We start from the raw sequence: 21,596 nt of genomic DNA on the forward strand, positions 1-21,596 counted from the left end.
AGGGGTTGGGGTGGTTGAAATGAACTAAAACAACAAACACGAGCGTCATGTCAAGCTTGTCGAGACATCTCGCGCGCTGATGTTGCCAAAGTAACTTAACTAAATGGCACGTCATCCTGACGCAGGAAGAATCTTCTCACGTCAAAACGATACGCTAGCCAGTCATTTACATGGGGTAAAATTCCTGCGTCAGGATGGTGCTAACGATGGTCAACCACCCCCAACCCCTCCTCATCTGAGGAGGGGAGTGCCAGGCCAATACTAGTTTCCCTACTTCCTGCAAAGCGGGCAGCGTGTACCTTTAGGCCCAATCAGGTCTGAAAGCACACGCTGCCCGCTTTTGATGCGTATAGTCCTTTTTACAGTCTCCACTTCCTGCCCTCATGAAGAAAATCGGCCTTCTCTCCGACACGCATAGCTACCTTGATGACCGCATCCTGCACCACCTCCAAGGCTGCGACGAAATCTGGCATGCCGGTGACTTCGGCACAGCGGCAGTGGCGGAAGAGCTGGCCACGGTGGCTCCGCTGCGGGGCGTCTACGGCAACATCGACGGCCGCGATGTGCGCCTTACGCAGCCACTAGTACAGCATTTTGAGGTAGAAGGCTTGTGGGTGCTCATGACCCACATTGGCGGCTACCCCGGCCATTATAGCCCTGCCGGCCGCGCGCTGGTGCAGGAGCATCGCCCCGGTTTATTCATCAGTGGCCACTCCCACATCCTCAAAGTAATGCCCGACCCACACCTAGGCCTTTTGCACCTCAACCCCGGCGCTGCAGGCCGTCACGGCTTCCATAAAGTGCGGACTATGTTGCGGTTTGAGGTGGCCGATGGCAAAGTGCAGCAACTGCAAGCCATTGAGTTGGGGCCGAGGGTTGGGTAGTGTAAGCCCTAAGCGAGTGTCATGCTTCGACAAGCTCAGCATGACGGTCTTAACGGTCTTTTAAAAACCATGACAACAAAAAAGCGTCTTCCCTTTGCAAGGAAGACGCTTTGGAAATTCTGACGGGAACCCACCGACACCGGGGTAGGTGTGCCAGACGCGAAAAACGCAATTAGGCGTTGGCTTCGGTCGTGGCAGCGCTCGTGGTGAAGCGGGCTTTCAGCTCCTCGATGTCTACGTTCTTCAGAACGGGGGTCAGGAGTAGTTGCTTAATAACGCGCTGCTTGTTGTTAGCGCGGGCAATGTTCTTGCGGTGCTTCCGCTTCAGACGGGTAACGCTCATTTTTCCGGGTCGGTTAAAGTCTTTCTGTAAATGAGGGGCAAAAGTAAGTACTAAATTTGACACCGGGAAACCTTTCCCGTAATTCCATTGAACATCTTATGAGCCTCCCCTTGATAGACCTGCGCTCCGACACCGTCACGCGCCCCACTCCTGCCATGCTCGACGCCATGTTCCGCGCCAGCGTCGGCGACGATGTATACGACGAAGACCCCACCGTACGCGCCCTGGAGCAGGAAGCTGCCGACCGCTTCGGCCTCGAAGCTGGCCTGTTCTGCCCCTCTGGCACCATGACCAACCAAATTGCCATCAAAGCCCACACCGAGCCGCTTTCCGAAGTGGTGTGTGAACAGACCTCCCACATTTACCTCTGGGAAGTGGGCGGCATTGCCTTCCACTCGGGGGCATCGGTGGCGCTGCTGCCTGGCAACCGCGGCCGCCTCACGGCTGAGCAGGTAGAGGCCGCTATCCGGCCCGTCAACATCCATTACCCCACCACCAGCCTCATTTCCCTCGAAAACACCCACAACCGCGGGGGTGGCAGCTGCTATGAGCTGTCGGAAATTGAGAGTATTGCCGAGGTAGCCCAGCGCCACAACATTCCGCTCCACCTCGATGGGGCCCGCGTATTCAATGCCCTGGTAGCCACCGGTCAATCAGCCAAGGAATACGGCCGCCTGTTTGATACCATTTCCGTCTGCCTCTCCAAAGGCCTGGGCGCGCCGGTGGGCTCGGTACTGCTGGGCAGCAAGCAGTTCATTCAGAAGACCAAGCGCATCCGGAAAGTGATGGGTGGCGGCATGCGCCAGGCCGGTTACATTGCGGCGGCGGGCCTATACGCACTAGAAAACAACGTGGAGCGCCTCGCTGACGACCACGCTCGGGCTCAGCGCTTAGGGGCTACCCTGGCCGCTCAGCCTTACGTAGCCACTGTGCTGCCCGTAGAAACCAACCTGGTTATCTTCAAACTAGCCGACTCTATGCCAGCGGAGCAGTTCCTCGTGAAGCTGGAGGAGCAGGGTATCAAAGCCTCGTCGTTCGGCCCGCAGATGATTCGCTTCGTGACCCACCTCGATATTGATGATGCCATGATTGAGCGCATCGAAACCGCGCTGACTGGCCTACAAGGCTAAGATTACCGTCTACTTTAGTGCCCCGCCCCGGCTATTCTCAGGTTTTCGAGAATGGTCAGGGCCGGGGCACTTGCGTACGTTGGCCGCCACCGGCAGGCCTAGTCCCGGCTTTTGGTGGCGTTTGTTCGTACAGTTTTAGCAACGCCCTTACTTCGCTCACCCACCCGTTGCCTATGCAGCTATACAATACGTTCGCTATTCTGCTCGTCCTGGCCGCCACCTTTGGCTATATCAACCACCGCTTTCTGCGGCTACCCAGCACCATTGGGCTGATGATATTGGCGCTGGTTTCCTCTCTGGTAACGGTAGGGCTAGGCCACATAGGGGTAGAATGGGTGCTGGCGGCCAGCCAGCTAGTGCGCAGTATTGACTTTCACACGGTGCTCATGCAGGTGATGCTGAGCTTTCTGCTGTTTGCCGGCGCTATTCACGTTGATGTGCGGGCCCTGGGCGCCCAACGCCTGCCCGTAGCAGCCCTGGCTTCCGTGGGCACCCTCATATCCACGGTGATAGTAGCCAGCATCATGTATTTCGTGTTGCCGCTGTTTAGGCTACCCATTGACTATATCTACTGTCTGCTGTTCGGAGCGCTCATCTCCCCCACCGACCCCATTGCCGTGCTGGGCATTCTAAAGGAAGCCCGCATCAGCAAATCATTGGAGATTAATATTGTAGGCGAATCCCTGTTCAATGATGGCATTGCCGTAGTGGTGTTCGTGAGCTTGTTTCAGATTGCGCGCTTCGGGGCGGGCGAGGCCACGGTGGGCGCCGTGGGTGAGCTGTTCCTGCGCGAGGCTGGGGGTGGCATTTTGCTGGGCGCGGCCTTGGGCTACGCCACCTACTGGGCCCTGCGCACCATCGACCACTACCAAGTAGAAGTGCTTATTACGCTGGCGCTGGTGATGGGCGGTACGGCCCTGGCTACGGCCTTGCACACCTCCGGCCCGTTGGCCATTGTAGTAGCCGGCCTAATTGTGGGCGACAAAGGCCGCAGCCTGGGTATGTCGGACGTGACCCGCGAGTACTTGGATAAGTTCTGGGAGATTCTAGATGAGATTCTCAACGCCGTATTGTTCGTGCTCATTGGCCTGGAAATGCTGATCCTTGACATCAACCGCATGATTCTGGTGGTGGGCGCCGTGGCCATTGTGGTGGTGCTGCTGGCCCGCACTATTTCGGTAGCGCTGCCCCTTAGCTTTCTGCGCAGCCGCTTTGAATTCAACCGCCCCAACCTGCGGGTACTGACCTGGGGTGGCCTACGCGGTGGCATCTCCGTAGCACTGGCCCTTTCCCTACCCGAAACCATGCCCCGCGACCTGATTGTGGGCATTACCTATGTAGTGGTGATTTTCAGCATTATTGTGCAAGGCCTTACTATTGGGCCGTTGGTGAAAAGGCTCGGCCTCAGCACACCTGCTCCCGAAGGGGGGGACGTTGCCGCTCACCATTAAGCTGAGTTTCTACTGGCCTAGCCACGTCCTCATTCTCTATGTCTATTTCCACTGATTCTGACCAAGCCCTAGGCCACCTCGCGCAAGCCGACCCTGTACTGGCACGACTTATAGCCCAAGGCCGACCCATTCAACCATCAGCCCACGAAGACTTGTATCTGGCGCTGCTGCGCGCTATTGTCAGCCAACAGATTTCTACCAAAGCCGCCGCGGCCATCTGGCGCAAGGTGCAGGCCCTGTTCCCACCAGATGGCTACCCCGAGCCGGCCGCCCTGCTCCTGCTCACTGATGAGGACTTACGCGCGGCGGGCATCTCGCGCCAGAAAGCGGGCTACCTGCGCGCCATTGCCGATTTCGCCCAGCGCGACCAGCTTGACCACACCTACCTCAGTCAACTCGACGCCGATGCCTTTACCGCCCATCTTACCCAGATAAAAGGCGTCGGCCGTTGGACGGCTCAAATGCTCCAGATGTTTGCCCTGGACCAGCCCGACGTATTCCCGGAAGGCGACCTGGGCATTCAAAACGCTATGAAACGACATTATGGCCTGGAAGAAACTGGCCGCGCCCTGCTCAAGCGCATGACTGCCATTGCCGAAGCGTGGCGCCCCTACCGCACGGTAGCCAGCAAGTACCTGTGGCAGTCATTAGACAATACGCCGGCGGAGTAAGGCTCGCTCTGGGTTAGGCGCTAGGCCTATCGGAACCAGCCTGTTCTGCCTCGCGGGTTGCCTGCCGCTTCTGGTCGAGGTAGGTGACGAACATGGCCACGAAAATGGCCACGAAGGGCACGCAGAACCCAAAAAGCAGCCAGCGCCACAACGACCGGTCGTTCATGTGAGCAATATAGGCCGTGATGAGGGCAGAAATCAGGCACGGAAACAGCATCCACGCCGCGAGGTCAAGTAACAACATAAAAAATATGCGTGTAAGCTGGCTGCTACTGGTAGGCCAGCGGTATTTGTGGTAGCTGAGCCGCCAGTTGCCAGCCACTGGGTTTGAGGTTGGCGTAAAACCACGGGGCGCCTTCGGTCAGCCAGGTCGCTCGGAAAAGCTGGGCCGTCACCACGTTGTAGTCGTCAATGCCAAACTGGGCGCCACAGCAGGCGCAACACGTGTAGTCAGGCGTGTGGCCATCTTCTCCCCAGGGCGAAACGTCGTAATCAAGCCCACAAACCCGGCAATACCACATTTCCATTCGGCAATAAATTAGAAGACAGTTCTGCTAGGCCACTTACCGCACCTTGCCGCGCTTCACTAAGTAAGCGTACAGCACCTTATCAAACGGCTCCCGAATATCAACGGGCACAAAATCAATCTTATACTGTCCGCAGCGCAGGGCCAGCTCCTGCTCGTAGGCCTGCATGGCGGTGCGGTACTGCTCCCGTACTTGCCCGGGCTGCAGTTTAATAGCTTGTCCCGTTTCCACATCCTCGAAGATGTAGGGCCGGTCTTGGAAGCCAAAATCAGACTCAGTAGCCCGATCCATTACGTGGAACAAGAGCACCTCATGATGCTGGTGGCGCAAGTGTTGCAGGGCGGCCAGTGCTTCGGTTTGCTCCTCGGGCGCCCGGCCCAGCATATCTGAAAACAGCACCACTAAGGAGCGTTTCGGGATTTGTTGGGCAATTTGGTGAATCACGGCGGCTACATCCGTCTGGGCGCGGCGGGCGGGAGCGGGCCGCTCCAGCAGCTGTTGCAGAGTGAGTAGAAGCGTGTGGCGATGGGTGCTGGTTGAGCGCACCGGCGTCTGCAGTTCTACTTGGTCGGCAAAGGTGACCAGGCCTACGGCGTCGCGCTGCTTCTGTAGTAGCGTGGTAATGGCAGCGGCGCACAGCACCGAGAACCGCAGCTTGTCGTGGCTGGGCGCGGGGTAATACATGCTGGGGCTCACGTCGAGCAGCAGGTGGCAGCGCAGGTTGGTTTCTTCCTCATAGCGCTTCACGAACAGCTTATCGGTGCGGGCCAGCACTTTCCAGTCGAGGTGGCGGGTGCTTTCGCCGGGGTTGTATAGCCGATGCTCCGAGAATTCTACTGAAAACCCGTGGTAAGGCGACTGGTGTAGGCCCGTAATAAAGCCTTCTACCAGCTGGCGGGCCAGAAACTCAAGGTTCTCGAAAGACCGTACTGCAGCTAAGTCAAGTGGTTGCGCCATAAGTAAGCGGAAGCATGATGAAGGAAGCAAGGTACAATGCCCACTGTACTCCCCTTCTATAAGCCGAAAAGTAAGCGTAGAGTTCTATTATTCGATATAGCCAAAAGTTAATGTGATTAGTCAAATTCCTTTTATTCCTGTCGATAGAAGGAACATTAACTTTTTTGCCCTTATATACGCTGCAACGACCCTTAACTGCATATTTACATTCGTTTATCGTAAAAAGCTGGTCTTTAAATTTTTATATATGGCGCCCAGCCACTATTTTGCGCTGTACTTTGAGAATCTTGGAATAACAAAACTTTACTGAAGGCCCTGTGGAAGATCGTCACGACCAGGAAGAAATTTACTCCCAACGCATTAAAGCCGGCAAGCGCACGTACTTTTTCGACGTGAAAGCTACCCGCGGCCAGGACTATTACCTGACCATCACCGAAAGCAAACGTCGTCTGCGCGACGACGATACCTTCTCGTATGAGAAGCACAAGATTTTCCTCTACAAGGAAGATTTCCTGAAGTTTGTTGATGCCCTGCAGGATGCCGTTGACTTCGTGCGCGAAGAGCTGCTGACCCCCGAGGAAGTTGCCGAGCTTGATCGTCCGCGTCCCGCCTACGATGGCGAAGGCTACTCAGCCAACCGGCCCGAAGACACTTATTAATCACTCTTAACTGGAAGCTTACTGAAACACTTTCTACTAGAACGCTTTTATTCGCTTCCCACTTACGGCGCGCCTGACAAAGCTCAGGCGTGCCGTTTTGGCTTTCTAGGCCACCCGCACCGCTAGCTGCCAGTCCGTTATTCCCCTAATGTTCAAGCAACATCCGGGTAGGCCACTTCCAGCCCCGGCTTGTACCCGACGCGATAGGCCTAGCCGGTAATAGCCAACAGATACCGCAGCCGGGAATTTCTACCGGGGTAGACAGGGCCGTGCTTTCCCAAAAAAAGCCCCGTACCTTTGCGGCACGAATGTCCCCCCTGGGCCTCATTCACTCATTCACTTAGTCACTCAATCACCTGTTATATGGGTCTCCGCTGCGGTATCGTCGGCCTGCCGAACGTCGGCAAATCCACGCTGTTCAACGCTCTTTCTAACGCCAAGGCCGAGTCGGCCAACTACCCGTTCTGCACCATTGAGCCAAACGTGGGCGTGATTACCGTGCCCGACGAGCGCCTCCAGATTCTGGAGCAGTTGGTGAACCCCAAGCGGGTGCTGCCTACTATCATTGAGTTCGTGGACATTGCGGGCCTGGTGAAAGGCGCCAGCAAGGGCGAAGGCCTCGGCAATAAGTTCCTGGCCAACATCCGGGAGGTAGACGCCATCATTCACGTAACTCGCTGCTTCGACGACCCCAACATTGTGCACGTGGCCGGCAGCGTTGACCCCGTGTTTGACAAAGACGTTATCGACACCGAGCTGCAAATCAAAGACCTGGAAAGCATTGATAAGAAGCTGGCCAAGTCGGAGCGCTCGGCCAAGGGCGGCGATGCTCAGGCGAAGAAAGAAGTAGCCGCTCTGCAGAAGTTTAAAGCAGCTCTCGAAGGCGGCCAGAACGCCCGCGCCGTAGAAGCTACTCCCGAGGAGCTGGAAGCCGTAGCTGATCTGCAGTTGCTCACCATCAAGCCGGTTATTTACGTGGCCAACGTAGATGAGGCCAGCGCCACCACCGGCAATGCCCACACCCAGGCCCTGCAGGCCCACGTGGCTCAGGAAGGCGCTGAGGTAGTGCTGGTGTCGGCGGCTATTGAGTCGCAGATTGCTGAGATGGAAGACCCCGAGGAAAAGGAGATGTTCCTGGCCGAGTATGGTCTGAAGGAGTCGGGCCTGAACCGCCTGATTCGTGCCTCCTACTCCCTGCTCAACCTGATTACCTACTTCACCGCCGGCGTGCAGGAAGTACGTGCCTGGACCATCCATAAGGGCGACAAAGCTCCCGCTGCTGCCGGTGTTATCCACTCCGACTTCGAAAAAGGCTTCATCCGGGCTGAGGTTATCAAGCTAGCCGATTACCAGGAGTACAAGACTGAAGTAAAAATCAAGGAAGCCGGTAAGATGGCCGTGGAAGGCAAAGACTACGTGGTGCAAGACGGCGATATTATGCACTTCCGCTTCAACGTCTAAACAAGGGTTTAGACGGATTACCCGGATTTGCTCTGACCCCGATTATAGCATACGCACCATGGACGTAAAAGACAGCAACGGCAACCTGCTCGCGGAAGGCGACTCGGTAACCATCACCAAGGACCTGAAGGTGAAAGGCATGGCCCAGGCGCTGAAGCGTGGCACTGTGGTTAAGAACATCCGCCTCACTAACAGCCCCGCCGAGATTGAAGGCCGGGCCGGAGGAAGCATGCTAGTCATCAAAACTGAGTTTGTAAAGAAAGCTTAGGCCACTCTTGCAGCTGCTAAGTAACTTAAGCGCCCTGGTCGTATGGTTCGACAGGGGCGCTTTTCTTTTTATTCAGAAAATGAGTTATCAGCTTCTCGTGGAGCATATGCTGCAACCTTTATCCATCGTCATGGGGCAAAGGATTTCAGAGTGCTTTTATCATGATGTTGTGGGGATAGAAGCCTTGACAACGAATGAGCACGGCATTGATATAATTGCACAGCAAGTAGAGCTGGTATTCGAAAATAGACAAACTGTTTTCATTGGGTGGAACGGGGTTAAAGGATGGCCTTCGTACACTCTTAGTGTCTCAGCAACATCTTTTTGCCTATCCAGCGAAAGGTTTAGTCCTGAAACTACCTTTTGGCAGCAGCTTATGGGCAAACGACTCACAGGTTTCGATGTTTTTGGCTTTCCTGATACTCGCCCGCACCTGTTGCTTATTCACTTTGAGAAAACAGACGTTGCAATAGCTAATTGTTATCTAGAATTTGATTTCATTCCTAAAAGTGTATTAGGAGACGATGTTTGGATACTGTCGGATTCGGAGAGCATTCAACTATTCATAAAAAAGCTAGACCTCAAGAAACTTGAGGTCTAGCTTTCAATTATTCTTAATACCTACGAGCTACTTTCCTACCACTTTAAATAGCTGGCCGGCCGTTAGCTTGTCGGTGGTTTTCATGCCGTTAAGGATGGCAAGTTCCTCGTAGCGCTTGGAGGAAACGCCGTTAGCGGCGAGGGCTGAGGCGAGGGTTTGGCCGCCTTTAGCCGTTTTGATGCGAATGCGCTCGGGCTGGCGGTTAAGCTTGCTAGCATCGGTGAGACGCTTGAAACCCTGAGCTGTACGCTGGAAGGCACTACCGTAAGAATCGAGCGTGCCGGGGCCACAGAGGCCTACCAGCGCGTATACCGTTTGCCCATCCTGAATCAAGTAGCTCAGGGTGCTGGCCGTGATGCCCTGCTGGCCCGTTTGCTGATCTTGGCCCACTTGGTCGCCTTGGATAACCACGGCGGGGAAGCTATTGACAGTAGTTTTCTGAGCCTGGGCATTTTGTAGCTTGAGCTGCTGGGCCAAAGCCTGAGCCGTTTCGTCGAGGCCCTTGTTGCCGGCGGGCAGCAAAATCATGACTGCTTTGCCGTTGGGCTCGGCCATCTGAAACTGACTGGGCGAGTTCTGCGACTTCCAGCCCTGGGGGATTGGAAATTGAAACTTCAGGTCGGGATGATAAAATACGCTGTTTTCAACGTAGCCCTCCCGCGGGTTGTCGCCATAGGGTAAGCCTTCAATCAGGCGCAAATACTGGTCGCGGTTAACCGCTAACTGCCGGCCGGCTTGCTGCTCGGCCGTAACGGCTAGCTTTTTCACGCGCGTGTAACGGTCGGCGGAGTTGGGGTGAGTCGAGAGGAATGTAGGTACCGGATCGGCACCACTGCTTTGCTCAGTGCGCTGCAGAGTCAGGAAGAAATCGGCCATAGAAGCGGGGTCGTACCCGATTTTGCTGGAGTACTTCACGCCTAGCTCATCCGACTCGTTTTCAGCGTCGCGGCCGTACTTCAGCAGGCCTAGGCCTACGCCCTGCTGCACTGCGCCCCCCACCGACTGCATCACGCGTGGGGCTACTACAGAGCCCAGAATAAGCCCAATGCCCGCAATGGTTGAGCGGGTTTGCTGCTTCTGGCTGTGGCGGGCCGTGATATGCCCAATTTCGTGGCCGAGCACCCCACTGAATTGGGCCTCATTGTTGAAATGGGCCATAATGCCACGCGTAAAATACACGTGCCCATCGGGGGTGGCAAAGGCGTTGATGATTGGGGAGTCAACGATGGTAAAGCCCTTTACATCGGCGGGACGGTCAGATATTCGGCCCATTTGCATGCCTTTGCTATCAATGTAGCTCTGCAGTTTGGCGTTGTCGAGCAGACCAAATTGCGCAATAACGGAAGGGTCCGGCTGGGCACCTTGAACGGGCAACGCCTTGCGGAGAGCTGGGGCCGGGCCCGCTGGTACGGAGCCTCCAAGAGGTAAGAGAAGTGCCAGCAGAGCGCCGGCTCGCACAGAAGACAGAGTGGGTTTCATGAGAGAGAGCTAGGGAGTTTCACAATAGGCGTGATAAGCCTGCAACGCAGCTTATCGGCCGAAAGGTTACGGCAGCTACCCACTGGCCTAGGCGAAAGACGTGCCATACTTCGCGGCACCACCGGCCTAGGCCACTGGTCGCTGCTCGTAATTAGTCGGTTTTGTTGGCCTCAAGCAAGGCTCGCTCCTCTTCCTCCATCACGGTAGGACGGCCGTGGTAGCGGTCCACCCAATTCATGATGGGAGTAGCCAATGTGCCATGCAGCAAGATTGAAAACAGTACGGTGAAGCCCGTAGTAGCCCACAACTCGCGGGCATCGGGGAAGTGCCGCTCGTTGAGAGCAAAAGCCAGGTAAAAGAAGGAGCCAATACCGCGGATACCAAACAAGGAAATAGCCAGTCGCTCGGGCCAGCTGGTTCGGCTGCGGGCCAGCGTGAGTAGCCCCGCCAGGGGCCGGAGAATTAACACCAGAAACAGGCCTAGCGCTACTCCGCCCCAGGTAAGTGGTGCCAGCAGCCCACGCACGAGCGCGCCACCAAACAGAATCAGGATTATTACAATCAGCAGGCGCTCTAGCTGGTCGGTAAACTCGTGCATCTCGGTGTGGTACTCGTGGCTGCGCTCGTGACGGCGCAGCGTTATGGCAGCCACAAATACTGCCAGAAAGCCGTAGCCGTGCAGAAGCTCCGTTACTCCGTAGGCCGTCAGCGTGACGGCTAGGGCTACAAAGCCGTAGGCCTCGGGACTGATGCGCACCCGGTGGGGCAAATCAAAAATCAGAAACGACAACACTCGCCCGGCAAGCCAGCCCCCGGCCACGCCCATCACAATGCGGTAGAGTACATCCATCCAGGCCCACTCCAGCAGGCGGTCGGCGAGCGGCAGCGCCGCAATGGGTAGCAACACTAGCGCTAAGTGCACAAACGGAAACGCCAAGCCATCATTGAGGCCAGCCTCACCGGTGAGGGCAAAGCGCACGTTGTCTTCGCCACCTTCGCCGGGCTTTCCGACTTGCACGTCGCCGGCTAGTACAGGGTCGGTGGGTGCTAATACGGCGGCTAGCAGTACGGCTGAGGCAGGCAGCATACCGGCCACCCGCCAAGCCACGGCCGCAAACACGGCAATGGTAATAATCATGAGTACCAGCACCAACTGCAGCGGAATTCGCCAGCGCACCAACGAGAATTTGCGGTCAATCTTCAGGCCGGTACCCGTGAGGGCCACCGTCACGCACAGTTCGGTGAGGTGGGTCAGGAAGCCTGTGTGCTCAACCGGGTCGGGACTGGGCAGGCCTAGCGGAAGCGCGTACACCAACGCCCCTAACCCCACAAACAAGATGGGGTACGAGAGCGGAAATTTTTTCAGTAAAGAGGGCAGCCAGGCAACGCCCAGAATGGCGATGCCCAACACAACCAAGGCTAAGTTGTAGTGCGGCATTAAGAAAGGAAGAGGGAGCCTGCGTATGCATTCGCTTACGAAACCTCAGGGTAATTTGGCTAAGCTCAACCCTAATTCCCAGTCTCTCTTCTCAATGGTTGCGGCGCGTTAGGCCAGTCTAGTGCGAGCAGCACCCTTCCCCACCAACCATAGGTCTAGGGCTGGCGGTTGTTGACATCGACCATCTGGTAGCCAATCAACAGGTCGGTACGGGTGCCGGGCGGGCGGTAGTACACCAGCAGATCGTAGCGGTTTTCGGTTTCCTGGTGGCTCCCTTCCCAATACACGCTGTTTGGCCCCTGGGAAGTTTGCACGGCGTATATGTAGTTGTAGTAGCCCTGCTTGAGCAGCGCATGACCCGTGTACTCCTTGGCCTCGGCATCATAGGTGAGCTTGAACTCGTCTTTGTACTGCCAATCGGTGAGGGCGCCCAGCACGTACACGGGGCCGGGGGCCGGCTGCTCAGCCCGCAGATGAAAGCCCACGTTGAGGTAGTCGCCGTTGATGGCGCCGTTGCCAAACTCGCGACTCTCAATCACGCGCTGCCCATTGATGTCATCGTACTGGGAGTAGCGTTGGCCGTTACGGGTGGTTTCGGGGAGTAGCTCGGCGGTGCGCGGTGTGGTGTTCGGGTCAATTTGGGCCACGCCCACACCCTGGGAGCGGAACGTGCGCAGATCGAAAAAGCGAAACTCGCTCAGGCCGGGAAAGGTGTTTTCAAAGTTGAAGTACTGATAATCGAGTTGGCGCTCGGCCTCCCGCACAAACGTGGGGCGCAGGTTGTACTTGGCGTTGTCCCAGCGGTAGTTTTGGCGCAGCACCACCTTCACCTCCTGCGAAGGATTTACAATCTGCATGTTGTAGCGAATTCCGAAGTCGAGTTGCTGCAAGGTGTAGCGCTCCTGCCCCGCCACCGGAATTCCCTGCTTCAGAAATACCTGCACGCCGCCCTCATCGTACACCAAAATTCGCCGCGAGATGAGCGGTGTACCGCCGGGGCTGGTGACCACCCACAAGTAATTACCCGAAAGCTTCACCCGCGGCATCTGCACCCGGTAGTGGTAGTAGGGCACCTTCGTGGCGTTTGAAACGCGGTAGTCGGTGATATTCTGCTCGTTGATTTCGCTCAGAAACTGCGTATCGGTAAGCACGGAGGGCTGCCAGTTGATGTCGCAGTGCACCAATTTGGCCGTGAGACGCCCGCCCTGGCCGCCCAGCACGTCAAACTCCAGCGTTACGGGCTGTCCCTGGCCTAGCGGTATTACCGGCGGGTTAAATACCTCATTTACCTGGCCCGTGGGCACGTAGCACAACACTGTCCGCACGTTGGGGTCGTAGATGGCGTCCTCGTAGCGCAGGGTTTTGTCGGCGTAGTATTCAACGCCAGCCTTCTGCCCCGGCGTGGCAGGCCTACGGGCGGCATTAGGGTCAGTGATGGGCGTACCCAGCGGCACGCAGGCAGTGGCTAGTAGTAGGAGAAGCGAAGAGGCAGGTAGGAAGCGCATACTGCGAATGTAGCGCGAAGCTTTTGCTTCTCGTTCCGTCAGAGCCTAGTAAGGTTTGGTTGAGCAACAATTTTAGTCAGCAAGTTGCTGCGTCTGCTGTCAGACCTTGTAACAGCCGTGCTAGTAATAATTGTGCTTAGCGCACAGCATACACGGTCCGCTGATAAGTAGAATTTCTATTAACCGAAAAGCCCCGCTGGAAACTGTTGTTTCCGGCGGGGCTTTTCTTATCTTTTATCAAGCGGTTACATCTCCGCTAGCATTTCCCAACGGTCATTGAGCTGGGCCAGCTCTTTTTTCACTTGCTCAAATTTGAGCGTGGCGTCTTTAAGTTGAGCAGCGTTCTGGTAGATCTGCGGGTCGGCAAGTTGGGCTTCGTACTGGGCCAGTTCCTTTTCCCGCTCGTCAATCTTCTTCTCAACCTCAGCCAGCTCCTTCAACGCTTTTTTCTGGTCAGGCGAAGGCGTTTTAGCCGGAGCAGCCTCAACTTTCTTCTCCTCTTTAGGCAGCGGCTTTGGAGCCGAAGGTGAGGGCAAGCCCGCTTTCTTGGCATTCTTCTCCCGGTCTTCCTGCCACTGCTCGTACTCATTGTAGGTACCGGGGTACTCCTTCAGCTGGTAATCTTCGATGTACCAGATCTTGTTGGCCACATTTTCCACGAAATACCGGTCGTGGCTGATGACGATGTAGGTGCCTTCATACTGGTCCAGGGCCTGAATCAGAATGTTTACCGACTGCATGTCCAAGTGGTTGGTCGGTTCGTCGAGCAGCAGAAAGTTAGCCTCCGAAATCAGGGTTTTGGCTAGGGCCACGCGGCTTTTCTCGCCCCCCGAGAGAACCTTAATTTTCTTGTACACATCGTCGCCGGTGAACAAGAACGAGCCCAGCACCGTGCGCAGCTCCATTTCAGTGCGCTTCGAGCCGGCCTCTACCATCTCCTGCAGAATCTCATTCTCAATGCGCAAGCTCTCCAGCTGGTGCTGAGCGTAGAACGACATGATAACGTTGTGGCCTAGCTGGTGGGTGCCCGAGGTGGGAACCTCTGAACCGGCTACCAAGCGCATCAGGGTAGATTTACCTTTACCGTTGGCACCAATGAGGGCAATTTTGTCGCCGCGCTCAATGTGCACGTGCGTGTCGCGGAAAATAAGCTTCTCGCCGTACTTCTTGCCCACGTGCTCCATGCGCAGAATGTGGCGACCGGGCGTCACGGTGAAGTTGAACTTGATGTTCACTTTGGCGTCGTCGGCGGCTACATCTTCAATGCGCTCCAGCTTGTCCAGGGCCTTCACGCGGCTTTGGGCCTGCTTGGCTTTGGAAGCTTTAGCCTTAAAGCGCTCAATAAAGCGCTCGGCCTGCCGAATCTGAGCCTGCTGGTTTTCGAAAGCGCCCTTCTGAATGGCATTGCGCTCCTCCTTCTCTTCGAGGTAGAAGCTGTAGTTGCCAGCGTAGGGAACCAGCTTGCCGCCGGTTACTTCCACCGTAGTATTGGTGGTGCGGTCCAGGAACTCCCGGTCGTGCGATACAATGATAACGGCGCCTTCGTAACCGGCCAGGTAGTTTTCAATCCACTTAATGGAAGGCAAGTCCAAGTGGTTGGTTGGTTCGTCGAGCAGCAGCAGCGAGGGTTGCTGCAGCAGGATTTTGGCCAGCATCACGCGCATGCGCCAGCCACCCGAGAACAGCTTCAGCGGCTTCTGCAGCTCCTCGGTAGTAAAGCCCAGACCTTCCAAGATTTCTTCGGTGCGGGCCTGCATGGTGTAGCCGCCCAAGGCCTCGAAGCGCTCCTGCAGGTCGGCCAGCTTTTCTACCAGGTCGTCGGTGTAGTTGGTTTCGAACTCCAGCAGCACCTCGTCAATCTTCTTCTGAATATCCAGCGCCTCGCCGAAAGCCTGCATGGCCACCACCAAAATGGGCTCGTGGGAGTCGTAGCTGAGCAAATCCTGGTTCAGGAAGCCCAGGCTCACGTCCTTGCTCATGGAGATGCTGCCCCCGTCGGGCTTGTACTCACCCACCAGAATGCGCAACAGCGTAGATTTGCCCCGGCCATTCAGCCCAATCAGGCCAATCTTATCCTTGGGTTTGATGTGCAGGTTGGCCTTATCGTAGAGCGTACGGGAGCCGAAATGAAAGTCGAGGTCAGTAATGGAAATCATCCTACTTTGCGGGCTATGAAGCCGCAAAGGTACGATCTATCTGGTTGAGGTTGGTAGCTTGAATGCCTTCTTCTTAAACACAACATCTAACATCTATACGCAACATTCAATGCTTATTTTCAACGACAGAAAGTTTGTAAAATCATCTTTTTCGTCAGAGGCCGAATTAGAGAAAGTAGTTATAGATAATTATGAACACCTTTTTGGACCAGATTCCTTTTTCTTACCTAAAACAAAAATCAAAACTTCTGACGGATCTGGTACGATACCTGATGGATTTGCCATTGATATAGCTCAAAAAAAATGGTATATAGTAGAAGCAGAACTTGAACACCACGGTGTGTGGGAGCATATTGCTAAACAAGTGTCCAAGCAAATAGTGGCATCTCTACAAACACAAACACGAAAGCAGCTTGTGGACATTTCTATGGCGCTTTATAAGAGTGATGAAACCCTAAAAGAGAAGTTCAACAGCTTAGAAATAAGCCCTGAAGACACCTACAAAACAATAGCTGAAATTTTAGAATCCGATCCAGTAATTGGTATTCCAATCGATGGAATTCCTAATGATTTAAATGACTGGGCTAGACAGCAAAAATTCAAGGTTAAATTATGGATAATAAATAAATTTATTGAATACAATAATACGGGTAATATAATCTACGAACTACCAGAAGAATTCAAGCCAAGCCTTGACACAGAGGAAGAGGATAAAATATTAGTATCCAATGCATCCATGACTAAATATGATATCTATATAATAGATCTAATCAATAGCAATATAATAAAACCACATGACAAGCTATTTATGAAGTATAAGCCGAAAAATGGTCCACCAAAAGTTTATGAAGCAACTGTTTTAGAAGACGGATCTATAAGTTTCCTTAACAAAATATTTACTAGCCCTAGTTATGCAGCTGTAGCTGGCATCCAAGATGCTGGCAGCACGCGTCAAACTGCAAATGGGTGGAATAGCTGGAAAGATATTAATGGTAAGACTCTCGCTGAACTTAGAGAACATTTACAACAAAAAGGTCCTATTCAATTGTAAGATTAATCTTTGATTTAGAAGCTTTTAGCTCATTTTTTTCGATTAAACCTGAAACACTTTTGCACACTCTATTTTGCAGTACCGGCAACACAGATACCTATCCTAAACTCAATAACAAGATAGCCCACCATAAGGTGGGCTATCTTGTTATTATAGTCCAATCGCTTCCCTACCCCACGAAAGGCGCCTTAAACTGTGGGGCTACGCGCTTTTTGGAGGCTTGCTCATAGGCGTAGGCCACCGTCAGCAATTCGGCCTCCTTGTAGGCGCCGCCCACGAAGGACAGGCCTACGGGCAAGCCATACACCTGGCCCATGGGCACCGTAATGTGGGGGTAGCCTGCCATGGCCGCCGGCGAGGAGAAGCCCGGACCGCCACCGGAGTCGCCGTTGATGAGGTCGATGCACCGGGCGGGGGCGTTGGTAATGGCCACAATGGCGTCGAGCTTGTTGTCGGCCAGCACCTTGTCGAGGGCCTGCTTGGCCCCGGTGTGCGACTTGCTCAGGGCCGCTTTATACTTGGCGCTGTCTAGGCCTTCCAGCTTGTTGGAGTCTTCCAGAATCTCCTGCTGGAAGAAGGGCATGGCCTTGGCCTTGTTCTGGGTGTTGAAGCTGATAACGTCGGTGAGGGTTTTCACCTGCGCATTGGCCGTAGCTAGGTACTTGTTTACGCCGTCTTTGAATTCGTAGAGCAGTACATCGTACTCGGCCTGGCCTAGCGGATCGGTTCTCTTCTCTACCTCTACTTCTACCACGGTGGCCCCCTGGGCTTTCAGCAGCTCCACGGCGGCCTGCAGCAACGGAATAGCATCGGAAGAGCCTTTCAGGTGACCTTTTTCTACACCCAGGCGCTTGCCTTTGAGGCCGTTGGGGTCCAGGAATTTGGTGTAGTCGGGCTGGGTTTTGCCATTGCTTTCCTTGGTTACGGCATCGGCGGCATCTTCCCCCGTGAGGGCACCCAGCAGAATGGCCGCGTCGCGGACGGTGCGAGTCATGGGGCCGGCTGTGTCTTGGGTGGTCGAGATGGGGATGATACCCGAGCGGCTCCAGAGGCCTACGGTGGGCTTAATGCCCACTAGACCACTGCACGAAGCCGGCGACACAATGGAGCCATCTGTTTCGGTACCAATGGCCAGGGCGCAGAGGTTGGCAGAAGCGGCAGCACCTGAGCCGGCGCTGGAGCCGCTGGGTGTGCGGTCGAGAATAAAGGGGTTCTTGGTTTGGCCGCCGCGGCTGCTCCAGCCACTAGTGCTGCGCGTAGAGCGGAAGTTTGCCCACTCACTGAGGTTGGTTTTGCCCAGCACCACGGCGCCTGCCTCGCGCAACTTCTTGATGATAAACGCATCCTGCGCGGCCTTGTGCCCGGACAGAGCCAGGGAGCCCGCGGTGGTTTGCTGCTTATCGGCCGTGTCAATATTGTCCTTGATGAGCACGGGAATGCCGTGCAGGGGGCCGCGCACTTTGCCGTCTTTGCGCTCTTTGTCCAGCGCATCGGCAATGGTGAGGGCGTCGGGGTTTACTTCGATAACGGAGTTAAGCTTGGGGCCGGCTTTGTCGATGGCGTCGATGCGCTTGAGGTAGAGCTCCGTGATGGCGCGGGCGGTGAGGGCACCGCTGCTCATTTTTTGTTGCAGGTCCTGCACGGTAGCCTCATTCAGTTCGAAGGTATCAGAGGAATTGCCTTCTGATGTACCATCAGCCGTGGCCGCTTGGCCTTTGTCGGGGGCAGTAGAGCAGGCGCTGAAGGAGAAGGTGGAAAGGGCCAGCCCCGCGAGGGAGCCATTGCGCAGGAAAATTCGGCGGTTCATAGGGGGAGTAAAGTTTACGCCTTCAAGATAGCGCCCGGAGGCCCGCCGTTTTGCTGCTGCTACTCAAAATCTTGGCTGGGCGCCACCCTGCTCCGACCCGGGCAACTGCAGAAACTTGACTACCAGCCGCCTAGACGTATAAAATCTAGGGCATTGCTACCCCCGCTGCCGAGCTAACCGTATGAGTGCTTGCCTGTTCACTTACACGTATCCTGCCCTATGCACACTTCTTTCTCTTCTGCACTACGCCCTTACAGCACGCGGGCACTGCTTCTGCTGACCCTGAGTGGCACTCTCCTGTTTTCGGCCACCAGCTGCTCCGATGATGACGACAACGATTCAGCACCCGGTTTACCCGAAACGGTGGCCTTCACGCAGGCCAACCTCTACCCGGAGGGGGTGCAGTACGACGCCAAAAACAGCCGGTACCTGGTAAGCTCCCAAACAGCGGGCACCGTAGGCCAGGTTAAAGACGATGGCACCTACTCAGTTTTTGCCACCAATACGGCGCTGGTTTCCAGCATCGGCATGCACCTGGATGATAGCCGCAACCGCTTGCTGGTGGCCGTGTCAGACCCCGGCTTCAATAAAGAGCGCACCTCGGCGGCTACGCTGCGGAAGCTGGCCCGGCTAGCCATTTTCAACCGCGACAACGGCCAGCTTCAAAATACGGTTGACCTGGGTAGCCTACGCCCAACGCTCAACCATTTTGCCAATGATATTGCCGTGGATGGGCAGGGCAACGCCTACGTTACCGACAGCTTCTCCCCCATCATTTACAAGGTAGATGCCCAGGGTACGGCGGGCGTGTTTCTGGAGAATACGCAGCTAGCTGCCCCCGCGGGTATGTTCGGGCTCAACGGTATTGTGTTCCACCCAGATGGCTACTTGCTGGTGGCGAAGTCTGATGAGGGCGCTATCTTCAAGGTACCCATCAACAACCCGGCGGCCTTCACCAAAGTAGCCATCAGCCAAGACCTGAAAGGTGCCGACGGCATGCTACTGCAGGACAACAATACCCTGCAGGTTGTGACCAATGCCCAAGCCAAGGTGTACCGCCTGACCACTACCAACGCTTGGGGAGCGGCCACCGTCTCGGGTACGTTTACAACGCCACCCCAGTACCCCACTACGTTGGCTCGCCGCGAAGGCGCCGACAGCTACGTGCTCTACTCCAACCTGAATGCGCTGCAGGCCAACCAGAATCCGCCGGTGTCAGTGTTTACCATTGCGCGGGTACGCTTTTAAGTGGCCTAGCCTGAACGCAAAGAAGCCCTCATCTGGCCGTTGGCAGATGAGGGCTTCTTTGTGCATTTCGCGGTTTGGGCTAGACGGCGTTCGTCTTGCCGGCTAATTGCTGGCGGAGGGCTTGCACTTCGCGCTCTAGCTCTAGGTTGCGGAAGGTTACTTTCACCTCCAGATCGGCGTAGGCCTGCTCCAGCTCCTGCTCGCGCTTACGGAGAGCTAGCTCCGTCATTTTTTGCTCGTGAATGTCGGTGCAGGTACCAAACCACTGGATAATCTGGCCATCCTCGTTGAGCTGGGGCTGGGCTTGGCCTAGAAACCACCGGTAGTCATCTTGCTTCGACTTAAACCGGTACTCAATCTCGTAGAACTCGCCGGTAGCCAAAGAGCGGCCCCACACCTCACGGGCTCGGGCCCGGTCGTCGGGATGCAGCAGGTTATTCCACATATCGGGTCCTACGCTGTCGGCCAGGGTGTAGCCGGTAAAGTCCGTCCAGCGCTGGTTGAAGTAGGTATGAAAGCCAGTGGGGTCTGTGAACCATACCAGCTGAGGAATCATATCGGCTAGAAAGCGAAAATCGTTGTTGGTCGCTTCGGCAACTTGCTCCATTGAGAGAAGGCAACAATTAATAGGATGGTTGCGAGAGCAGCAACTCCATCCCCGATTGAAAGTAGAGGTTTAGCTGGCTGCGTTGCCCATCCATAGAGCGGCGCAGACGGGTCACGAGGGCCCGGGTTTTCTCGGCGGCGAGTTGCAGCTCCAGGTAAGGCCGGTTCAGGAGCGCATCGCGCTCTACCGTCCAGCTACCCTGATCCTGCAGCTCCGGCGTCTGAATCTCCATCAGGCCCGGCTGAAGCCGGAAAAGCGTCGCCTGCGCCAAAGCCGTTGACGGATCGGTGTGGTTGAGCACCCGGTCGGCCACTGTCCACTCCCCCGTCAGATACTCATCGGGGAGTTGTTGCAGATTGACGTCAAAAAGTAATTCAGACATAATTAGGGTGAATGTTCCAGCACCAGATAACCACAGGGCAAAAGCCACTCCGGTTTCCTGCAGCGCTACCCGCGGCAGATTAGGTTTATCTACTACAGGTAACTATAGGAATATATAAAACTACGAAATAGTTCAGCTTGTTCTACCGAGAAAAAGTAACTACTTACCACTGAGCACCTCAAGGCAACAATTAAGTTACTGTTTAGGGCCTCAACTGCCCCAGATGTGAGGCACCGAGGCGAGCTTATGCCCTGCGGACTCCTACCCAACAGTGGCCTAGGTGAGGCCTATACCAGCCAGCCGAGGGCCCGAGCTGCGGCACTGCAGCTCCGCATCGAGCAACGATGGAGCTACCAGCAGGTTTGCATCGGAGCGCTCCATTTGCAGCGAATCGGGCGGGTGGCATACCACCAGCGTAATGTGCTGCTGCTGCAGCCAAGATGCGTAATGCCGTAGCACTGCCAGCACCGTGCTGCTGAGTTGCTGCACTTGGCTGCAATCAACCCAGATGCTGGATTTGCCGCTACCACACGCTTGCTGCAACGCCTCGGTGAGCAGCAACACCGTCAGATGATTGTCATCCGATTCAGTTAGGATTAGTAGACAGCTATTTGGTAGATTTTCTCGATACACCCGCATATGTTGACAGTTCACCCACTCACTACTCACTTCTACATTCTGCCCAAGCACACTACTTAGGTTCAACTATCCGGGCCGCCTGCTGCCGCCCTGCTTATCTCTAATTATTCAGCCTCCCACGCGCTGGTTTGCTTTTGGCCCTGGCCTAGAGCGTTCTACCAACTACCTCAACCAGTACGGGCACAGGGCGGCTTGCCGGCGGCATCCCGTACTCATGTGCCTGTATCTGGCTGTATTCCCATTCGTTCTACCCATAATACAGTTGGCGAACCGGACAAAGCTATAAATCCTAGCGTCTATATTAGCTTCAGATAATACGTATTCTGCACGGG

Annotated in this window: 22 protein-coding genes; 10 read left to right on the plus strand and 12 right to left on the minus strand. The window is 55.4% G+C overall.

Going from position 1 to position 21,596, the window contains the following annotated elements:
- Positions 1-383 precede the first annotated feature (383 nt).
- On the plus strand, positions 384-884 hold the full coding sequence (locus EU556_RS16995) for a metallophosphoesterase family protein (protein WP_135435309.1): 501 nt from the start codon (positions 384-386) through the stop codon (positions 882-884).
- Between the two features lie 172 nt (positions 885-1,056).
- Here the strand turns inward: EU556_RS16995 and EU556_RS26115 are convergent, their stop codons facing one another.
- Complete coding sequence (locus EU556_RS26115; protein WP_167855613.1) at positions 1,057-1,227, minus strand: hypothetical protein; 171 nt, start codon at positions 1,225-1,227, stop codon at positions 1,057-1,059.
- Between the two features lie 98 nt (positions 1,228-1,325).
- On the opposite strand from EU556_RS26115, the gene EU556_RS17000 reads away from it, so the two are divergent.
- From EU556_RS17000 to EU556_RS17010, 3 genes are all read left to right on the plus strand, one after another.
- Positions 1,326-2,357, plus strand: a complete 1,032-nt coding sequence (locus EU556_RS17000) for a threonine aldolase family protein (protein WP_135435310.1) — start codon at positions 1,326-1,328, stop codon at positions 2,355-2,357.
- Positions 2,358-2,530: 173 nt separating this feature from the next.
- A complete protein-coding gene (locus EU556_RS17005; RefSeq protein ID WP_135435311.1) occupies positions 2,531-3,808 on the plus strand; it encodes a cation:proton antiporter in 1,278 nt (425 codons plus the stop codon).
- Positions 3,809-3,846: 38 nt separating this feature from the next.
- Positions 3,847-4,479: a DNA-3-methyladenine glycosylase family protein gene (locus EU556_RS17010; RefSeq protein ID WP_135435312.1), complete on the plus strand. Its 633-nt coding sequence runs from the start codon at positions 3,847-3,849 to the stop codon at positions 4,477-4,479.
- Between the two features lie 13 nt (positions 4,480-4,492).
- On the opposite strand, the gene EU556_RS17015 is transcribed toward EU556_RS17010, so the two are convergent.
- Genes EU556_RS17015 through EU556_RS17025 form a run of 3 tightly spaced genes read right to left on the minus strand, consistent with a single transcriptional unit; the run spans position 4,493 to position 5,963 of the window.
- Positions 4,493-4,723 (minus strand): hypothetical protein, encoded by a 231-nt coding sequence (locus tag EU556_RS17015; RefSeq protein ID WP_135435313.1) that lies wholly within the window; start codon positions 4,721-4,723, stop codon positions 4,493-4,495.
- 25 nt (positions 4,724-4,748) lie between these two features.
- On the minus strand, positions 4,749-5,006 hold the full coding sequence (locus EU556_RS17020) for a hypothetical protein (protein WP_135435314.1): 258 nt from the start codon (positions 5,004-5,006) through the stop codon (positions 4,749-4,751).
- 36 nt (positions 5,007-5,042) lie between these two features.
- The gene (locus EU556_RS17025; RefSeq protein ID WP_135435315.1) at positions 5,043-5,963 is read right to left on the minus strand and encodes a DUF58 domain-containing protein; all 921 of its coding nucleotides are present in this window, start codon (positions 5,961-5,963) and stop codon (positions 5,043-5,045) included.
- A 317-nt stretch (positions 5,964-6,280) separates the two neighbouring features.
- On the opposite strand from EU556_RS17025, the gene EU556_RS17030 reads away from it, so the two are divergent.
- From EU556_RS17030 to EU556_RS17045, 4 genes are all read left to right on the plus strand, one after another.
- Entirely contained in the window at positions 6,281-6,622 is a 342-nt protein-coding gene (locus EU556_RS17030; RefSeq protein ID WP_135435316.1) for a DUF3276 family protein, read from the plus strand.
- 363 nt (positions 6,623-6,985) lie between these two features.
- Complete coding sequence (gene ychF / locus EU556_RS17035) at positions 6,986-8,083, plus strand: redox-regulated ATPase YchF (protein ID WP_135435317.1); 1,098 nt, start codon at positions 6,986-6,988, stop codon at positions 8,081-8,083.
- Between the two features lie 58 nt (positions 8,084-8,141).
- Positions 8,142-8,351: an alkylphosphonate utilization protein gene (locus EU556_RS17040; RefSeq protein WP_125419623.1), complete on the plus strand. Its 210-nt coding sequence runs from the start codon at positions 8,142-8,144 to the stop codon at positions 8,349-8,351.
- A 106-nt stretch (positions 8,352-8,457) separates the two neighbouring features.
- Positions 8,458-8,952 carry a hypothetical protein gene (locus EU556_RS17045; protein WP_135435318.1) on the plus strand — a complete coding sequence of 165 codons (495 nt, stop codon included), beginning with the start codon at positions 8,458-8,460 and terminating at the stop codon, positions 8,950-8,952.
- A gap of 27 nt (positions 8,953-8,979) precedes the next feature.
- Here the strand turns inward: EU556_RS17045 and EU556_RS17050 are convergent, their stop codons facing one another.
- The 4 genes from EU556_RS17050 to abc-f form a co-directional block, all read right to left on the minus strand.
- The gene (locus EU556_RS17050) at positions 8,980-10,431 is read right to left on the minus strand and encodes a M48 family metalloprotease (protein ID WP_135435319.1); all 1,452 of its coding nucleotides are present in this window, start codon (positions 10,429-10,431) and stop codon (positions 8,980-8,982) included.
- A gap of 151 nt (positions 10,432-10,582) precedes the next feature.
- Positions 10,583-11,869: a cation:proton antiporter gene (locus tag EU556_RS17055; protein ID WP_135435320.1), complete on the minus strand. Its 1,287-nt coding sequence runs from the start codon at positions 11,867-11,869 to the stop codon at positions 10,583-10,585.
- Positions 11,870-12,024: 155 nt separating this feature from the next.
- The gene (locus EU556_RS17060) at positions 12,025-13,374 is read right to left on the minus strand and encodes a type IX secretion system plug protein (RefSeq protein ID WP_135435321.1); all 1,350 of its coding nucleotides are present in this window, start codon (positions 13,372-13,374) and stop codon (positions 12,025-12,027) included.
- A gap of 245 nt (positions 13,375-13,619) precedes the next feature.
- Positions 13,620-15,530, minus strand: a complete 1,911-nt coding sequence (gene abc-f / locus EU556_RS17065; protein WP_135435322.1) for a ribosomal protection-like ABC-F family protein — start codon at positions 15,528-15,530, stop codon at positions 13,620-13,622.
- 109 nt (positions 15,531-15,639) lie between these two features.
- Here abc-f and EU556_RS17070 point away from each other — a divergent pair, with 109 nt between their 5' ends.
- Positions 15,640-16,581, plus strand: coding sequence for a restriction system modified-DNA reader domain-containing protein (locus EU556_RS17070; RefSeq protein WP_135435323.1), 942 nt, complete (start codon positions 15,640-15,642; stop codon positions 16,579-16,581).
- A 169-nt stretch (positions 16,582-16,750) separates the two neighbouring features.
- On the opposite strand, the gene EU556_RS17075 is transcribed toward EU556_RS17070, so the two are convergent.
- The gene (locus EU556_RS17075; RefSeq protein ID WP_135435324.1) at positions 16,751-18,388 is read right to left on the minus strand and encodes an amidase; all 1,638 of its coding nucleotides are present in this window, start codon (positions 18,386-18,388) and stop codon (positions 16,751-16,753) included.
- A 219-nt stretch (positions 18,389-18,607) separates the two neighbouring features.
- Between EU556_RS17075 and EU556_RS17080 the strand changes: the two genes are divergently transcribed.
- The gene (locus tag EU556_RS17080) at positions 18,608-19,636 is read left to right on the plus strand and encodes an SMP-30/gluconolactonase/LRE family protein (protein WP_135435325.1); all 1,029 of its coding nucleotides are present in this window, start codon (positions 18,608-18,610) and stop codon (positions 19,634-19,636) included.
- 79 nt (positions 19,637-19,715) lie between these two features.
- On the opposite strand, the gene EU556_RS17085 is transcribed toward EU556_RS17080, so the two are convergent.
- The 3 genes from EU556_RS17085 to EU556_RS17095 all read right to left on the minus strand — a co-directional run bounded on the left by EU556_RS17085 (position 19,716) and on the right by EU556_RS17095 (position 21,264).
- A complete protein-coding gene (locus EU556_RS17085; protein ID WP_135435326.1) occupies positions 19,716-20,243 on the minus strand; it encodes a PAS domain-containing protein in 528 nt (175 codons plus the stop codon).
- A 16-nt stretch (positions 20,244-20,259) separates the two neighbouring features.
- Positions 20,260-20,625, minus strand: a complete 366-nt coding sequence (locus tag EU556_RS17090; protein ID WP_135435327.1) for a hypothetical protein — start codon at positions 20,623-20,625, stop codon at positions 20,260-20,262.
- 276 nt (positions 20,626-20,901) lie between these two features.
- Positions 20,902-21,264 carry an STAS domain-containing protein gene (locus EU556_RS17095; protein WP_135435328.1) on the minus strand — a complete coding sequence of 121 codons (363 nt, stop codon included), beginning with the start codon at positions 21,262-21,264 and terminating at the stop codon, positions 20,902-20,904.
- Between the last annotated feature and the right edge of the window lie 332 nt (positions 21,265-21,596).

This window comes from Hymenobacter fodinae, assembly GCF_004745825.1.
Lineage (GTDB): Bacteria > Bacteroidota > Bacteroidia > Cytophagales > Hymenobacteraceae > Hymenobacter > Hymenobacter fodinae.

Bases quoted from the DNA above. Each gene is read 5' to 3' on its own strand.
- abc-f (WP_135435322.1), bottom strand. From the start codon at position 15,530: ATGATTTCCATTACTGACCTCGACTTTCATTTCGGCTCCCGTACGCTC.
- EU556_RS17060 (WP_135435321.1), bottom strand. From the start codon at position 13,374: ATGCGCTTCCTACCTGCCTCTTCGCTTCTCCTACTACTAGCCACTGCC.
- EU556_RS17005 (WP_135435311.1), top strand. From the start codon at position 2,531: ATGCAGCTATACAATACGTTCGCTATTCTGCTCGTCCTGGCCGCCACC.
- EU556_RS17010 (WP_135435312.1), top strand. From the start codon at position 3,847: ATGTCTATTTCCACTGATTCTGACCAAGCCCTAGGCCACCTCGCGCAA.
- EU556_RS17095 (WP_135435328.1), bottom strand. From the start codon at position 21,264: ATGCGGGTGTATCGAGAAAATCTACCAAATAGCTGTCTACTAATCCTA.
- EU556_RS17080 (WP_135435325.1), top strand. From the start codon at position 18,608: ATGCACACTTCTTTCTCTTCTGCACTACGCCCTTACAGCACGCGGGCA.
- EU556_RS17085 (WP_135435326.1), bottom strand. From the start codon at position 20,243: ATGGAGCAAGTTGCCGAAGCGACCAACAACGATTTTCGCTTTCTAGCC.
- EU556_RS17040 (WP_125419623.1), top strand. From the start codon at position 8,142: ATGGACGTAAAAGACAGCAACGGCAACCTGCTCGCGGAAGGCGACTCG.
- EU556_RS17075 (WP_135435324.1), bottom strand. From the start codon at position 18,388: ATGAACCGCCGAATTTTCCTGCGCAATGGCTCCCTCGCGGGGCTGGCC.
- EU556_RS17020 (WP_135435314.1), bottom strand. From the start codon at position 5,006: ATGGAAATGTGGTATTGCCGGGTTTGTGGGCTTGATTACGACGTTTCG.
- EU556_RS17015 (WP_135435313.1), bottom strand. From the start codon at position 4,723: ATGTTGTTACTTGACCTCGCGGCGTGGATGCTGTTTCCGTGCCTGATT.
- EU556_RS17000 (WP_135435310.1), top strand. From the start codon at position 1,326: ATGAGCCTCCCCTTGATAGACCTGCGCTCCGACACCGTCACGCGCCCC.
- ychF (WP_135435317.1), top strand. From the start codon at position 6,986: ATGGGTCTCCGCTGCGGTATCGTCGGCCTGCCGAACGTCGGCAAATCC.
- EU556_RS17045 (WP_135435318.1), top strand. From the start codon at position 8,458: ATGCTGCAACCTTTATCCATCGTCATGGGGCAAAGGATTTCAGAGTGC.
- EU556_RS17055 (WP_135435320.1), bottom strand. From the start codon at position 11,869: ATGCCGCACTACAACTTAGCCTTGGTTGTGTTGGGCATCGCCATTCTG.
- EU556_RS17090 (WP_135435327.1), bottom strand. From the start codon at position 20,625: ATGTCTGAATTACTTTTTGACGTCAATCTGCAACAACTCCCCGATGAG.
- EU556_RS17050 (WP_135435319.1), bottom strand. From the start codon at position 10,431: ATGAAACCCACTCTGTCTTCTGTGCGAGCCGGCGCTCTGCTGGCACTT.
- EU556_RS17025 (WP_135435315.1), bottom strand. From the start codon at position 5,963: ATGGCGCAACCACTTGACTTAGCTGCAGTACGGTCTTTCGAGAACCTT.
- EU556_RS17070 (WP_135435323.1), top strand. From the start codon at position 15,640: ATGCTTATTTTCAACGACAGAAAGTTTGTAAAATCATCTTTTTCGTCA.
- EU556_RS26115 (WP_167855613.1), bottom strand. From the start codon at position 1,227: ATGAGCGTTACCCGTCTGAAGCGGAAGCACCGCAAGAACATTGCCCGC.
- EU556_RS16995 (WP_135435309.1), top strand. From the start codon at position 384: ATGAAGAAAATCGGCCTTCTCTCCGACACGCATAGCTACCTTGATGAC.